The sequence below is a fragment of the Micromonospora sp. IBSANI012 genome, from assembly GCF_052814045.1.
Map to the genome: position 1 here is coordinate 222,836 of NZ_CP199933.1, position 13,821 is coordinate 236,656.

At 71.5% G+C, this 13,821-nt stretch carries 16 protein-coding genes and 1 pseudogene; 11 read left to right on the plus strand and 6 right to left on the minus strand.

Annotated elements, in window-relative coordinates; all coding sequences use genetic code 11:
- The first annotated feature begins 121 nt into the window (after nucleotides 1-121).
- Both ACTWM8_RS01100 and ACTWM8_RS01105 read left to right on the plus strand, forming a co-directional pair.
- On the plus strand, nucleotides 122-1,000 hold the full coding sequence (locus ACTWM8_RS01100; protein ID WP_446212147.1) for a 3-hydroxyacyl-CoA dehydrogenase family protein: 879 nt from the start codon (nucleotides 122-124) through the stop codon (nucleotides 998-1,000).
- Entirely contained in the window at nucleotides 997-1,740 is a 744-nt protein-coding gene (locus ACTWM8_RS01105; RefSeq protein ID WP_446212148.1) for an enoyl-CoA hydratase/isomerase family protein, read from the plus strand. Before ACTWM8_RS01100 ends, ACTWM8_RS01105 begins: the two co-directional genes overlap by 4 nt.
- 60 nt (nucleotides 1,741-1,800) lie before the next feature.
- Here ACTWM8_RS01105 and ACTWM8_RS01110 read toward each other — a convergent pair whose 3' ends face one another.
- Complete coding sequence (locus ACTWM8_RS01110; RefSeq protein WP_446212149.1) at nucleotides 1,801-3,156, minus strand: ABC transporter substrate-binding protein; 1,356 nt, start codon at nucleotides 3,154-3,156, stop codon at nucleotides 1,801-1,803.
- Between the two features lie 166 nt (nucleotides 3,157-3,322).
- Here ACTWM8_RS01110 and ACTWM8_RS01115 point away from each other — a divergent pair, with 166 nt between their 5' ends.
- Nucleotides 3,323-3,712 carry a hypothetical protein gene (locus ACTWM8_RS01115; protein WP_154940641.1) on the plus strand — a complete coding sequence of 130 codons (390 nt, stop codon included), beginning with the start codon at nucleotides 3,323-3,325 and terminating at the stop codon, nucleotides 3,710-3,712.
- Between the two features lie 38 nt (nucleotides 3,713-3,750).
- Here the strand turns inward: ACTWM8_RS01115 and ACTWM8_RS01120 are convergent, their stop codons facing one another.
- Nucleotides 3,751-4,164, minus strand: a complete 414-nt coding sequence (locus ACTWM8_RS01120) for a hypothetical protein (RefSeq protein ID WP_154940639.1) — start codon at nucleotides 4,162-4,164, stop codon at nucleotides 3,751-3,753.
- Between the two features lie 118 nt (nucleotides 4,165-4,282).
- Between ACTWM8_RS01120 and ACTWM8_RS01125 the strand changes: the two genes are divergently transcribed.
- Entirely contained in the window at nucleotides 4,283-4,987 is a 705-nt protein-coding gene (locus ACTWM8_RS01125) for a DUF2786 domain-containing protein (protein WP_446212150.1), read from the plus strand.
- 126 nt (nucleotides 4,988-5,113) lie between these two features.
- Here the strand turns inward: ACTWM8_RS01125 and ACTWM8_RS01130 are convergent, their stop codons facing one another.
- Nucleotides 5,114-5,629, minus strand: a complete 516-nt coding sequence (locus ACTWM8_RS01130) for an SRPBCC family protein (protein ID WP_446212151.1) — start codon at nucleotides 5,627-5,629, stop codon at nucleotides 5,114-5,116.
- A 172-nt stretch (nucleotides 5,630-5,801) separates the two neighbouring features.
- Between ACTWM8_RS01130 and ACTWM8_RS01135 the strand changes: the two genes are divergently transcribed.
- Nucleotides 5,802-6,890: a hypothetical protein gene (locus tag ACTWM8_RS01135; RefSeq protein WP_446212152.1), complete on the plus strand. Its 1,089-nt coding sequence runs from the start codon at nucleotides 5,802-5,804 to the stop codon at nucleotides 6,888-6,890.
- A 434-nt stretch (nucleotides 6,891-7,324) separates the two neighbouring features.
- On the opposite strand, the gene ACTWM8_RS01140 is transcribed toward ACTWM8_RS01135, so the two are convergent.
- Together ACTWM8_RS01140 and ACTWM8_RS01145 are read right to left on the minus strand one after the other, a co-directional pair.
- Nucleotides 7,325-8,020, minus strand: a complete 696-nt coding sequence (locus tag ACTWM8_RS01140) for a cation transporter (protein ID WP_446212153.1) — start codon at nucleotides 8,018-8,020, stop codon at nucleotides 7,325-7,327.
- Nucleotides 8,017-8,376, minus strand: coding sequence for an ArsR/SmtB family transcription factor (locus ACTWM8_RS01145; protein WP_446212154.1), 360 nt, complete (start codon nucleotides 8,374-8,376; stop codon nucleotides 8,017-8,019). The genes ACTWM8_RS01140 and ACTWM8_RS01145 overlap by 4 nt, the downstream gene beginning before the upstream one ends.
- A gap of 113 nt (nucleotides 8,377-8,489) precedes the next feature.
- Between ACTWM8_RS01145 and ACTWM8_RS01150 the strand changes: the two genes are divergently transcribed.
- From ACTWM8_RS01150 to ACTWM8_RS01175, 6 genes and pseudogenes are all read left to right on the plus strand, one after another.
- Nucleotides 8,490-8,816: a hypothetical protein gene (locus ACTWM8_RS01150; RefSeq protein WP_446212155.1), complete on the plus strand. Its 327-nt coding sequence runs from the start codon at nucleotides 8,490-8,492 to the stop codon at nucleotides 8,814-8,816.
- A 27-nt stretch (nucleotides 8,817-8,843) separates the two neighbouring features.
- Nucleotides 8,844-9,145 (plus strand): annotated as a pseudogene (locus tag ACTWM8_RS01155) (aromatic-ring hydroxylase C-terminal domain-containing protein); the annotation flags it as partial.
- A gap of 250 nt (nucleotides 9,146-9,395) precedes the next feature.
- Complete coding sequence (locus ACTWM8_RS01160; RefSeq protein ID WP_446212156.1) at nucleotides 9,396-9,920, plus strand: RNA polymerase sigma factor; 525 nt, start codon at nucleotides 9,396-9,398, stop codon at nucleotides 9,918-9,920.
- Nucleotides 9,917-11,086: a CU044_5270 family protein gene (locus ACTWM8_RS01165; RefSeq protein WP_446212157.1), complete on the plus strand. Its 1,170-nt coding sequence runs from the start codon at nucleotides 9,917-9,919 to the stop codon at nucleotides 11,084-11,086. Before ACTWM8_RS01160 ends, ACTWM8_RS01165 begins: the two co-directional genes overlap by 4 nt.
- Before the next feature lie 83 nt (nucleotides 11,087-11,169).
- Nucleotides 11,170-11,595, plus strand: a complete 426-nt coding sequence (locus ACTWM8_RS01170; RefSeq protein ID WP_446212158.1) for a GNAT family N-acetyltransferase — start codon at nucleotides 11,170-11,172, stop codon at nucleotides 11,593-11,595.
- Between the two features lie 269 nt (nucleotides 11,596-11,864).
- Entirely contained in the window at nucleotides 11,865-12,191 is a 327-nt protein-coding gene (locus ACTWM8_RS01175) for a hypothetical protein (RefSeq protein WP_446212159.1), read from the plus strand.
- A gap of 613 nt (nucleotides 12,192-12,804) precedes the next feature.
- Here the strand turns inward: ACTWM8_RS01175 and ACTWM8_RS01180 are convergent.
- Nucleotides 12,805-13,185, minus strand: a complete 381-nt coding sequence (locus tag ACTWM8_RS01180) for a VOC family protein (protein ID WP_446212160.1) — start codon at nucleotides 13,183-13,185, stop codon at nucleotides 12,805-12,807.
- Nucleotides 13,186-13,821: the final 636 nt, after the last annotated feature.

The following is a 13,821-nucleotide window of genomic DNA, read 5'->3' on the forward strand; positions in this document are numbered from 1 at the left end:
CCGGTCCGGCGGTCCCCCACGCATGCCGCCCGGGGCACTGCTGCATAGGGTCGCACCCAGGAGCGGGCGGCAGGGCGCTACGGAGACCCCGGCGCGTCGCCGCGTGCAGCGAGGGAGCGTCATGAGTGGTCGTTTTGTCGTCGTCGGTGCCGGCACGATGGGGCTCGGGATCGCCTACGTCGCCGCCGGTGCCGGACACGCCGTCGAACTGGTCGAGGTGGACCGGGGCCGGTCGGAGGCGGCGGCCGCGCGCCTCGGTGAGCTGTGGGACCGGGCCGTGCAACGCGGGAAGCTGGGCGCCGACCAGGCCGCCGAGCACCGGGCCCGGGTGACCCTGCGCGCGGCGCTGGCTGAGGTCGCGCCGGAGCCGGACGTCGTCGTGGAGGCGGTGCCCGAGCGGCTCGACCTGAAGCGCGCCGTGCTGCGCGAGGCCGAGGGGCTGCGCCCGGTGCTGCTGGGCAGCAACACCTCCAGCATCCCGATCGCCGAGCTGGCCGACCCGCTGGAGCGGCCGGAGCGCTTCCTCGGACTGCACTTCTTCAACCCGGTCTGGGCGATGGCCCTGCTGGAGGTCGTGGTAGGCCCGGCAACCGCCCGGGAGACCACCGAGGCGGCCGTCGCGCTCGCCGGCCGGCTCGGCAAGGACCCCGTCGTCGTACGCGACATGCCCGGCTTCGCCACCTCCCGGCTCGGGGTCACCCTCGGCCTGGAGGCGATCCGGATGGTCGCCGACGAGGTGGCCAGCCCCGCCGACATCGACAAGGCGATGGTGCTCGGCTACCGGCACCCGGTCGGCCCGCTGGAACTCACCGACCTGGTCGGACTGGACGTCCGGCTCGACATCGCGCGCACCCTCCAGGCCGCCTACGGCGAACGCTTCGCGCCGCCGCCGCTGCTGGTGGAGATGGTCGCCGCCGGGAAGCTCGGCAAGAAGTCCGGCCAGGGCTTCTACCGCTGGGTGGACGGCCGGAAGGCCGACGGGGAAGGGGCGGGCCGGTGAGCGGGCTGCGGATCGAGGAGCTGCCGGACCGGCTGGTGGTGACGCTGGACCGGCCCGAGAAGCGCAACGCGATCGACGCCGACCTGATCGGCGAACTGCACGAGGTCTGCGCCGAGCTGGAGGCCCGGCCCCGGCTGCTGCTGCTCACCGGCGGCACCGAGGGCATCTTCGCCGGCGGGGCGGACATCGGCCAGCTGCGCGAGCGCGGCCGGACCGACGCGCTCGCCGCGATCAACCAGGCGGCCTTCGCCCGGATCCGGGCCCTGCCGATGCCGAGCGTGGCCGCGGTGGACGGGCCGGCGCTGGGCGGTGGCGCCGAGCTGGCGTACGCGTGCGATCTGCGGGTCTGCACGGCCCGGGCGGTCTTCGGCCAGCCCGAGGTGCGGCTGGGCATCCTGGCCGGCGCCGGCGCGACCTACCGGCTGCCCGCGCTGGTCGGCGAGGCCCGGGCCAAGGAGCTGCTCTTCACCGGCCGGCGGGTGGACGCCGAGGAGGCGCTGCGGATCGGCCTGGTCAACCGGGTGGTGACCGAACCGGCCGAGCTGCTGCCGAGCGCGCACGACCTGATCGACGAGATGGCGAAGGGCTCGGCGCTGGCGCTGCGGCTGACCAAGCTGGCGGTGGACGCGCCGCCGGCCGCGCACCCCCACCTCGACCTGGTCAGCCAGGCGGTGCTCTTCGAGGACGAGGAGAAGCGGCGGCGGATGACCGAGTTTCTGGAGCGGCGCCGCTCCCGCTGACCCACCCCGTACGCGCGACGGCCGCACCGGATGTCCCGGTGCGGCCGTCGTCGTCGGTGCTCAGTGCCGGATGGGCACGTCCGCGTCGTCCAACGCCCGGATCAGCCCGGCGGACTCGGCGAAGCCGATGACCAGCACCGCCTCCGGGGCGTAGCTCTTGATCTCCTTCGCGGTGCCGACGAAGTCGACGCCGTCGGCGCCCTGGCCGTCCGGCGGCGGCTCGTAGGTCAGCAGCTTCACCCGGTCGCTGCCGAAGCCGGCCCGCTCCAGCTCGACGCGGACGGTCTCCTGGAGACCCTCACCGTAGGAGTCCTTACGGGCCACCACGACGATCTTGTGCGGACCGTCGCGCAGTATCACGTCGGCCAGCGCCCGGCCCTGGAGGCTGTCCGGCGGGGCGGTGCGGAAGTAGAGGCCCTTGTCGTCGGCCTTGCTCAGCCCCGAGTCGGTGTTCGACGGGGAGAACAGGATCAGGCCGGCGGCGACCACGTCCGGCAGCACCGAGCTGGAGATGCCGGACCCGCCGGCACCGATGATGACCTGCACCTTGTTGCGGATGTGCGAGGCGACCGTGGCCTTGGCGACGGTCGGGCTGGTGCCGTCGTCGCCGTCGATCCAGACCATCGGCTCGCCCAACACGCCGCCGGCGGCGTTGATCTCCTTGACCGCCAGCGCCGCGCCCGCCGCGATCGGCGGGTTGGCCAGGGCCAGGTCACCGGTCTTCGGCAGCAGGCCGCCGAGGATCAGCGGGGAGCCGTCGCTGCGGTCGTTCTTGCCGCCGCGCTGCTTCTTGGGCTTCGGCGGGGCCTTGGTGCTCGCCGCCGTCTCGAAGCCCGCGCCGACGAACTCGGTCTTCGCGTCGTTGATCTTCTGGGCGTCGAAGTGCAGCGTCGCGTAGCTGGCGGTGGCCGGCTCTCCCTCGTCCGTGAAGCCGGCCCGGGTCAGCGACGGGCCGCGGTATTCCACGTCCTGTCCGTCGCGGGCCAGGGTCAGGCAGGTCTCGGCGTCCGAGCAGCGCTGACCGTTGGTGGTCACGCCGACTATCTGCTTGGCGATGTCCGCCGGGTCGGTACTGCCGGCGAGCTGCGCCGCCAACGCGCTGATCATCACCGCGTCGTACGCCTCGGCGGAGTAGAGGAAGTCGGTCAGCTTGGGGTCGACCGCCAGTAGCCGGTCCTTGAAGTCGTCCGTCAGCGGCGTCAGCGGGGTCGTGCCCTTCATGCCGTCGACCAGGTCGGCGCGCTCCTTCAGCTCGCCGGCGAAGGAGTTCAGCATGTTGCCGTCGGTGCCGTACAGACGCACCTGTTGGGTGGCCGTGTCTTCGGGCTTGTCGGTCGTCCCGCAGGCGCTGGTGACGAGCAGGAACGCCGCACCCGCCGCCAGGATGGCAGCGCGCGGGCCGCGTGTTACGAGCATGGTCGTCCTTACCTTTGGGGAGTTCCGCTGGGCACCATAGCGCGCCGGGGCGGCGGGTGGGAGCGTGGATGCCACCGGTAGGCGTCGGCCATCCGTCACGGATACGCTCCGTGATCAACGGGCTGTTCCGGGTCACCGCTTGACCCGCCCTCCTACTGTGCGGCAGGTGACCGAAGTACCTGACCAGACGCTCGACGACGCGACCGCCGTGCTCCGTTCGGCGCTGGCCGGGGACGGTGACGCGGTGGTGGGAACGTTCGACGCCGTGGTCGACCGGTCCGGGCTCGCCGGGGCGTACGGGGTGGCCTGGTGCCTGGCCGCCACCATGGTCGGTGACCCGCCGCCGCCCGGCGCCTGCGCGCTGGACTTCCCCGGCATCGACGAGGCCGGTTACGACACCCGCTGGGTGGCCCGCTTCGTCAGCGCGTACGCCAACCACGACGCGGACACCGGCGAGGCCCTGTTCGGGGCGGCGGCCGCCGACGGCCTGCTGCCGGACTGTCTGCTCACCCTCGCCGGCTCGACCGTGGCCACCCTGCGCAGTCGGGCCGGTTGACGGCGCGGCGCCCGGTTCGGGCGCCGCGCCGGCCTCCCTCAGTACGCGTGGTACGCCACCAGCGGCTCGTACTCGTAGCGCAGCGTCTCGAAGCGGACCTGGAACCGGACCCCGTCCCGCACGTTCGTCGCCACGGTGATGAAGCCCGACTTCGACGGCAGGTACGTCCGGTAGTTGCACTTGTCCGTCTTGTCCACGAAGATCACGCACGCCTCGACGCCGAACTCGCTGGCGTTGCGGACGTTGATGTCCTTGCACCGGGTGCTGGTGCGGTACGGGCCGGCGTCGCCGCCCCAGCCGCCGGTCTGGAAGTACGAGCGGACCGCGCCGCCGTAGCAGGTGGCGTACGACTCGAACAGGTTGGTCTCGGGGGCGGCCTGTGCGGGGGAGCCGAGGGCGAGCAGCGACAGCGCCGCCGTGGTTGCCGCCAGGCGGGCGACCGGGGATGCCATGCGGTTGCCTCCAGGGATGGGGGTGCACCCTGCGTTGCGGACAGGGTGCCGAGCGTGGTGATGGTACCGGCGGTTCGTCCGCAGTGGACCATCCCGCCGATGTGATAGCTCTGGTGACATGTCCGAGGCGATGCTGAGCAAGGTGCGCAAGTTGCTGGCCAAGGCCGAGGACCCGGCCTGTACGCCCGCCGAGTCGGCGGCCTTCACCGCCAAGGCCACCGAGCTGATCGCCCGGTACGGCGTCGACCGGGCGCTGCTGGCCGCCCGCGACCCGGCCACCGACCCGGTCGGCGACCGGGTGGTCGACGTCGTCGCCCCGTACGCCCGGGACAAGGCCGGGCTGCTCGCCGCCGTCGCCGACCCGCTGCGCTGCCGCTGCGTACGCCAGGCCCGGGGCGACGGCTTCGCCCTGCACCTGTTCGGCTTCGCCAGCGACCTGGAACGGGTCGACCTGCTCTTCACCTCGCTGCTGGTGCAGGCCGCGCACGGGCTGTCCGGGACGGCCGTGCCGGCCGGCGAGCATCCGGCCGCCTTCCGCCGCTCCTGGCTGGCCGGATTCGCCCGGGTGGTCGGGGAGCGGCTGCGGGCCGCCGAGGCGGGCGCGGTGGCCGAACGGGACGGCCCGTCGGTCGCGCTGGTCCTCGCGGACCGGTCGGACCGGGTGGCGCGCCGGGTGACCGAGGTCTACCCGAGGCTGCGTACCGCCCCGGTCCGCCGGCTGGCCGGCACCGGCTTCGGCGCCGGAGCCGAGGCGGGCCGCCGGGCGGACCTCGGCGGTCGCGGGGTGGTCGACGGCGCGGGCGGCCGGGGGATCGCGCGCTGAGCCGCGCCGGCCCCTTCACGGGCTCGGCCTGGTCCCGGCCTGCCGCTCGTGTCGCCGTTGCTCGGCAGCCGCGCGGATCGGCCTTCGTCGGCCCGGCCGCCGCCGGTGGGCGCACGGTCGGGTGGCTCAGTTCGACTCGGCGTCGTATCGGGTGAGGGTGTCCAGGTAGCGGCTGAGCAGCTCGTGCCAGCCGGCGGTGAGCGCCTCCCGGTAGCCCTCGGCGGCCGCGCCGTGCCGGTCGAAGTGCCGGTGCTCCACCTCGATCTTGGTCTGCCCCGACCCGTCGGGCAGGAACAGCACCTCCACCTCGCTGGCCCGCGCCGGATCTGGCACCGGCACCCGGTCGGGGCCGATCTGCCAGGTGAAGACGAGCCGCTTCGGCGGATCCCAGGTGAGCACCCGGCCCCAGTCGCTGCGGAAGCCGTACGGGCCGATCTCGTAGAGCATGCCGCCGGCCTTCGGCTGGATCCCCAGCTCGGCCAGCGCCTCCGGCCCCGACCAGGTGTATTCGCGGACCCACCAGTCGGCCAGCGCCCCAGTGAACACCGCGAACGCCTCCTCTGCCGTGGCTGGGGCGAGGAGGGTGCTGCGGAGTGCGTACCGCTCGACGTCCTGCCGGACGTCCGCCATCTCCTGTCCCATAGGCCCGGACCATACCGGCTCATGCCTCGCTGTGCAGCTTCGCGTACTGCCCCGTTTCGGACACTCGTTCGGAACCCACCGTGTCGGACCCGCCACGGATGGCCATCGGGAAACCGGGTAACCGTGCCTGACGTGGCCCGACGGCCGGGCCTCGGGTGAGGGAGCGGGAAGCATGAGCGAGAGCGGGACGGCGGCGCGCGGACCGGACCGGACCGGCGGGGGTCCGAAGGTCGAGCCGGACGTCCTGCTGGACGTCCCCGGGCTGTCCGTCGACTCGCTCCGGCTGGCGGTGGACGGGCTCGACGCGGATCTGTCGCTGCGCGCCCGGCTGGCCAACCTGCTCCAGCTCGACGCCGGCGTGCGGGTGCACCTGGAACAGGTGGAGCTGGACATCGAGGGTGTCCGCGCGGAGGCGGTGCTGAAGGTCCGGCTGGAGAAGGTGCTGGAGATCCTGGACCGGGCGTTGAGCACCATCGACCGCAACCCACAGATCATCGCCGCGCTGGCCAACAGCGCGAACCTCACGCTGAACGACGTCAACCGGGTGGCCGACCGGGTCGCCAACGTGACCACGCCGGTCGTCAACGAGGCCGGCCAGCAGGTGGGCCAGGTCCGCCAGGTGGTCGAGCCCCAGGTCGGCCAGGTCGGGCAGGTGGCGCAGCAGGGGATGCAGGCCGGCGGGCAGGTCGGTCAGGCAGCTGAGGCCGGGCAGCAGGGCGGGCAGCCGGGGCGGCAGGGTGCTGAGGCCGGACCTCAGGCGGGTCAGGCTGGTCAGCAGGGCGGCGCGGCGGCCGGCGCAGGCCCCGGTGGGAAACCGGCGGGCCCCGAGGGCCAGCCGGCCGGACAGACTGCTGGCCAACCGGCGCCGACCGCACCGGAGCGGCCCGTGGGTCCTCGCCCGGAGTCGCCGGCCGGTCCGTTGCCGGCGGGGTCGCCGCCGGAGCCGCCGCTGGGCCCGCCGCCGTCCGGCCGGACGGGAGCCGAGGGGGGCCGACCCGCCGACCGGGGTACGACTGCGGGCGACCGCGAGTCGCGCGGCGAGGCCGAGGGCGGCGGGCGAGGCGAAGAGAAGCCCGGCGAGCACGCTCCGGGCGGGGCTGAAGGCGCCCAGGGTGGGCGGCAGCAGGGCGGAGCCGCGCAGGCGTCCCAACTCGCCGGGCAGGCGGGCGAGACGCTACGGCAGGCCGGTCGGAGCGTCTGGGAGGCGATCCAGGGCGGCATGGCGCAGCGACGCCAGGGGCAGCAGCGTCGGGACCGCTGACGCGAGACCGCGCGCCTCGGCTCCGTCCGCGCTTCCGCTGATCCGGCTCCACGTCAGTCGGCCGGCGGCGAGCCGGCCACTCCAGCCCGTCCGGGTCGACGGGGAGCGTCGGTGGGAACCGTCACGGCGGCGGCCGACACCTCCGCCGCCAGAGCAGCCGGCGGCATCCACCATCGACGGAAGCCCAGCCGCGCCAGTCGTTCGTAGGTCAGCCCGCCTTCCAAGTGGCACAGGCTGGACCGACGATCCGTCTGATCGATCGTCGCCTTCCTGTGGCCTTGATTTACGCGACCCACCGCCAATCGCTACCCAGCCCGCAGCCACCAGCAGCAGTACGACCAGATGCCGTAGAGCGAGAATTCGCGCCGGTGTTGCTGCGGCTGTTCACAGGAATGCAAGAGGAATCATCGGTCTGGCGCTCGACGACGGTCGCGTCACGTCCTCCGGTCGGTGCAGCAGCCATCGGCGCAGCCCGGGGACCCGCCGGCGGCGTCGACGGCAGGCAGGGGTGCGCAGTCGTCGCAGTGTTCACCCCGCCAGGCTTCGACGCCTTCCTTGACCGCGACTGCGGCGATGACGAGCGCGGCGATCGGGTCGGCCCACGACCAGCCCCAGGCGGCGTTGAGAACCAGACCGACGAGCAACACCGCGGAGAGGTACGTGCACAGCATGGTCTGTGTCGAGTCGGCCATGACCGTTGCCGAGCCGAGTTCCCGCCCGGTGCGCCGCTTGGCCGCCACGAGGAGCGGCATCACGAGCAGCGACGCCACGGCGAGGCCGATCCCCACCGGGCTGGCGTCGGCGTCGCCGCCGGCCAGCAGCGAGCGGACGGCGTCGAAGGTCACCCAGGCCGCGAGGGCGAAGAACGACGCGCCGATGAGCCGCAGCGCCAGGCGTTCCCGATCCTCGGGCACCCGAGCGCGGAACTGCCAGATCAGCACGGCCGCGCTTGACACCTCGACGAACGAGTCCAAGCCGAAGCCGATCAGCGCCGTCGACGAGGCGGCCGCGCCGGCGGCGATGGCGACCAGGCCCTCCAGCAGGTTGTAGCCGGCGGTGGCGTAGGCCAGCCAGAGGCTGCGCCGGGACAGCACCGCCCGACGCTCGGGGGTCAGCAGCGAGGCGCTCACGCGCTCACCTCCGCCGGGGGCTCGGCCGACGTCCCGTAGGTCGGGCACAGGGCGACCGCCTCGCCGGTCGCGGCGAGGACCTGTTCGGCCGAGCGCAGCAGGTCCAGGAGCTCCGGCCGCGTCAGGGCGTAGAACGACTGGCGGCCCTCGGCCCGATAGTCGATCAGCCCGCAGTCACGAAGACACGCCAGGTGCTTCGACACCGTCGACTGCGCCAACCTCAGCTCGCTGGTCAGGTCCACCACCCGAGCCTCCCCGGTCGCGATGCGGCGCAGGATGGCCAGCCGGGTCGGGTCGCCGAGAGACCGGAACAACGCCACCGCCGGAGCCAGCCCGGTAGCGCAATCAATCGCCATAGCGTGATGATAGCCAAATTCAGCGATCGATCTGCAAGCCATGCCAACAGGGGCGGGAAGCCGGGACGGCCGGCTCCCAACGGCGACCTTGACACCGCGTCAATGATGGCCGCATGAACCCGAGTGACACGGACCCGCTGTTGGTGGCCGGCCGCCTGGTGATCGTGGTCGTCAGCCTCTTCGCGCTCGTACTCGGCGTGCGCGTCGCCCTGTCGCGACGGTTTCCCCGGGCCTGGCTCCGCTTCGGGCGTCCGACGAAGAGCCAGCCATCCCAGCCCGTCCGCATCGGCGGCGGCGTGGCGCTGGTTGGGGCGAGTCTGCTGATCCAGCAGGCTCCGTTTCTGATCCCTACGCCTTTCGTGCTCGGCACCGCTCTGCTCGCGGTGGGGATGCTCCTTGCCGCCGCCGCGGCGGGATGGTTCGTCCTGCGACGGGATTAGCCACCAACCGCCCGCTCCGGGGCGGTCGTGCGCTACGACTTCGGCGCCGGGCATGAACTGCTCGGCAGGCGGGTGCGCGACATCGGCTTGCAGCGGGGCCGCCTCTACGAGCTGCTGCACACCGGTCGCGGGCTGCTCCTCGACCGAACCGGTCGACTCTCGGTCACCGGGTGGGCCGACCGGATATCGACCACGTCGTCGACGGCAGCGAGGAACTGGATGTGCCCGCCGTGCTGCTGCGGCCGGACGGTCACGTGGCCTGGGCCGGCGAAGACCAGGCGGATCTCCTCAGCCAGCTGCCGAGGTGGTTCGGCACTGCCGTCAGCTGAGCAGCCCGGCGGTCACTGTCAAGCATGGCGTACTACGCAAGTGGACCGACAGGTTGCGCTCGCCGGTTGAGCCCCGTTCTGAGAAGGCCCATAGGACATGGTCCGATGCCCACCTCCCGCAGGGTGACCGTGTCGAAAACGGTGACCGATGTAAGAAGCGGCGTGCCCGAGACATTTACTGGTGACGGAGAAACTCTGACCGGAAGGGCCGAAGCCAGTGCCAGAACCCCCGGACGATCATTTCAACGCTGTGTACCAGGCGCACCACCGGCAGGTGTACGCGTATGCCGTCGCGCGCGCCGGTCGCGAGCCGGCCGATGAGGTCGTGGCCGAAACGTTCCTGGTGGCGTGGCGGCGGTTGACGGAGCTGCCGAGGGCAACGCCGCTACCGTGGCTGCTTGCCGTCGCCCGCAATGTTGTAGGTGAGCGATACCGCGCAGAGGAACGGCAGCAGGCCATCGCTGCCGAGATGCGCGCGTGGATCACCGACGAGGAGCTGTCCGTCGCCGACGTGGCAGACGGCGTCGCCGAGCGGGCCGCGGTGCTCACTGCTCTGGCTCAATTGTCCGACGGCGACCGCGAATTGTTGACGCTGGTGGCCTGGCATGGGCTGACGCCAAGTCACGCAGCTCGGGTCCTCGGCTGCTCTACAGCGACGTACTACGTGCGCCTGCATCGCGCCCGGCGTCACTTGAAAGACGCCATGGCTGTCGCCACCGAACTGGAATTGCCTCGACCCGCCGCCACGCTCGTCCCGAAGGAGTCGATCCGATGAGCCGATCACCAGATGTCATGAACCTGCTTGCCAAGGCCCGGCCGGCACGACTGGACCCACCGCCGAACCGGGGCGAGCACACCGCACAGGCCGTTGCCGGCATCTTGGCCAACGTTCGGGCGGCCGGAGGGCAGGCCGCGCTCGACCGGCCCCGCAGGCCTGGGCGGGTACGGCTGGCTGTGCTTGGGACGATGGGAGTGGCCGCGGCGGCCGTCACCGCCGTCGTGGTGGCCGTGCCCGGACCAGGCGCCGCTCCGCGCAATGGACCCGACGCCGCACCCGACGTCGTGTCGCCCGCCACGCAGGCGCCGATGGACTCCAGGCGGTTGTTGCTCGTGGCAGCCGAACGCAGCGACAACGCCCCGCAGACCGGCGGGCGTTATCTGACCATCCAAACGGAGAGCGGCCACGCGGTGCCAGTCGAGGCCGCCGACGGCACGTACACCATGTTCCACAAGACCGGTGGCCATTATTGGCTGGCCCGCTCCAGCGCCGACAGCAGTTGGGCAAGTTCGCAGCCGCTCGGCGCCGCGCCCGCCACACCGAGCGACGAGGCTGCCTGGCGCCGCAACGGTTCCCCGACCGTTGTCAGGATCACCAAGCCGAAGCCGTACGACCTGCAGATCGCCCCGGGCAAGGTCTACCGCGAAAGGGTGGACCCGGCACACCTCTTCGCCCTCGGCGACCGAAACGTGTCGCAGGCACAACTCGATGCGCTGCCGACCGACCCGGCCGCTCTCCGCGCCGCACTGCTCAGCCGCTTTCACGGGGGAGGTGGCGACATGCCCACCGACCGCGACCAGTGGCTGTTCACCGTCGCCGCCAGCTTGGTGATCGACCTGCCGGTCAGCAACGAGGTCCGCGCCGCCGCATACCGCATGCTCGCCACGGTGCCCGGAGTGCGCGGGCTGGGAGTTGTTCACGACATGCGTGGTCGGCCCGGACAGGCGGTTGCGTTCGCGCAGGACAGCCCCGGGAACGGCCGCTTCGAGGTGCGTCTGATCATCAACCCGGACACCGGGCAGGCCCTGGCCAAGGAGATGCGCGTGATGAAGCCGCGTGGCTCGTGGTCGTGGATCGCTCCGGGCGCGCTGTACACGTATGACCTCGTACTCGTATCGAAGAACACCAACGACAACCCGCCGACGGTGGACGTCGAGAACTGACCTCCTGAACACCCGGCCGGCGGCGGCACAACAGCGCCGCCGGCCGTCACCCGCCGGCGGCCGGCTTCGCTATCGTCTTGTCGGTGCCCGTCTGGACCATGCGCTCGGCGACTGTCGCCGACATCGCCGCCGTACTCGAGTTCTGGCAGACCGCTGCCGAGGGTGCGCACCGCCCGCCGGACAGTGCGCAGGCGCTCGAGGTGCTTCTCGAACGTGATCCTGAGGCTCTCCTCCTCGCCGTGGACGACTCAGCGCTGATTGGCACGGTCATCGCCGGGTGGGACGGCTGGCGTTGTCACATTTACCGGCTGGCAGTAGCACCCGAGCGGCGTCGGCAGGGCATTGGTCGCCTGCTGGTCAAGGCAGCCGAGGAACGGTTCCACCGACTGGGCGGGATCCGGGTCGACGCCATGGTGCTTGACGACAACGCCGCGGCACACCCTGCTTGGCAAGCATGCGGCTACGAGCGGCAGGCCGAGTGGTCACGGTGGGTCAAGCCGCTCCCGTAGGAGTCGGTAACCACCTACCTGGCCAAGGAGATAGCGAGGGTCAGACCAGACAGACGGACTGCCGGGGCGCAAAGCAAGAGCGCCGACCGGCGTTTCCGCTGGTCGGCGCTCTAGTAGCCCGGCGAAAGGCTATGTGGCCAGGGGCGGGGTCGAACCGCCGACCTGCCGATTTTCAGGCACCTGCATTTCCGCAGGTCAGAGTGCCACCCGAGACCGTCGTGCGATCTGTCGGGCGATTGCGGCCTTGACGTGCCTTCGATGATGGGCGCATGAGTCTGGATGACGGTGACCTGGTCTTGATCGCTTTGAGCCTTGCGGCCGTGGTCCTCGGCCTCGCCTGGGTTGTGCTCGGCGTGCGTGTGGCTGTGTCACGACGGTTTCCCGCAGCCTGGATTCGGCTGGTACGCCCGACGCCGAGCCAGCGGGCCCAGCCCGTGCGTATGGGCTGCGCCCAGGCCATGAGCGGTGCGGGCCTGGTCGCTTTTGGGGCAACGTTCCTCATCCCCATGCCCTATCCAGTTGGAGTTGCCCTGATCGCGGTGTTCCTGTTGCTTCTACTGACTGCGGCGGGATCGGTGGCGCTGCTCCCCCGCTAGCCGCGCATGGTGATGTGCCGGGGCAGTCGCGCGACATCACCGTGCGCGGCCAGCTCGGACAGGGCCTTGGCAATCTTCCGGTCGCGGCCGTCAACGGCGTGCAAGTACCGGCGGGCCGCCGCCATGGACGAGTGCCCGAGTCGCTTCATCAGGTCAGTCAGGGTCGCGCCGGGGACCTAGCGATCGATACATCTGCCGTCTCTCCGGATGAAACTGCCAATCAGGTGCACGAGCGCCTAGCGCAGCTCACCGGATGACGTTGCCGAATTGCGCTCTATCAGATCAAGGCGGCCCGCAAAGCGGGCCGCGCCGGCCCGGCCCCGGCCTGCTGGCGACCTCCGGCCGGCATCGGCCGGGCCGGCCGGCCACCTTGAGGGACGACGGACCTTGGAACACCTCGGGGCTCCGCCCCGAACCCCGGCCCTCCTCAGAGACCAGCCGCGGATCACCTCGTCGGGCACCACAAGGGCTACCAGCCTCCCGGGACGGGGCCAAGGTCGTTCGGACGTAGGGCGCTCCACCTTGTCCCCGTCCCGGGAGGCTGGACGGTCTACGACTGCCCGACGAGGAGATCCGCTTGAACGGCTACAGCCCTCGTTGCCGACGAGGGCCGTCAGAGTGGGGCGAGGCGGCGCTTGAGCAGGCAGAACTCGTTGCCTTCGGGATCGGCGAGGACGTGCCAGGACGCATCCGCAGGCTGACCGATGTCGACGGGTTTGGCCCCGGCGGCCAGGAGGCGCTCGAGCTCGGCGTCCTGATCGCGGTCGGTGGGGTTGACGTCGATGTGCAGCCGGGCATGCCCGTTCTTCGGCTCGTCGTTGCGGATGAGGAAGATCGTCGGCTGCGGGCCGCCGAACCCTTCGCGCGGGCCTATCTCGATGTAGACCTCCGCTTCGCGATCGAGCTCTATGAAGTCCAGGACCTCGCACCAGAACCGCGCCAGCACCTCGGGGTCGCGGCACTTGAGCACGAGCTCACCGATACGGCATGCCATTGACGAAACCTACTCTCAGCATGGGAACTGCCGGGGTGGCCGCACGCGCATCTCATGGGCTCCCTGCAGTGAGAACACTCTCGCGGACCGTACCGGGCGATGCGAGCAGGGGCGAAGTGATTTCAGGCCCTCGCCTGGCCGGGCTGCCAGGCGAGGGCCGTAGGTCGCGCAGTAGGGCAGCTGACTTTGAGACACACCCTAGAGGCGCCACTTGAGGGCCCGGCTTGGGAGCCACGGTTGGGAGCCACGGGGGGCGAACGTAGCCGGACGAGCCCGTACCGATTCAGTTGCCGAGGGCGCGGCCACAGGGCGACGCGGACGTTGCCGAACGGCTGCGGAGTGGTCTTGGGAATCTACGGATTAGAAGGTGGCTGTACAGCCATCCGTACAGCCAAGCCGGCCGACGGAGACGGCCCGGGGTCGACGCGAGACGACACGGCGGGCAGGTCAACGGCGGTCACTGACGCCGGCCGACAGCAGTCTTGATCTTTGCAAGGCAGCGGTCGGTGATGCTCTCCCGGCCAGCCGGGATGGCGAGTGGCCGTGCGATCTACGTGCGACAAGGGGCGGCCAGCAGCGGGATTCCGGGGTCAACGAGGGTCAGGCCGGACAGCCTGGCCTACGGGGCACAAAGCA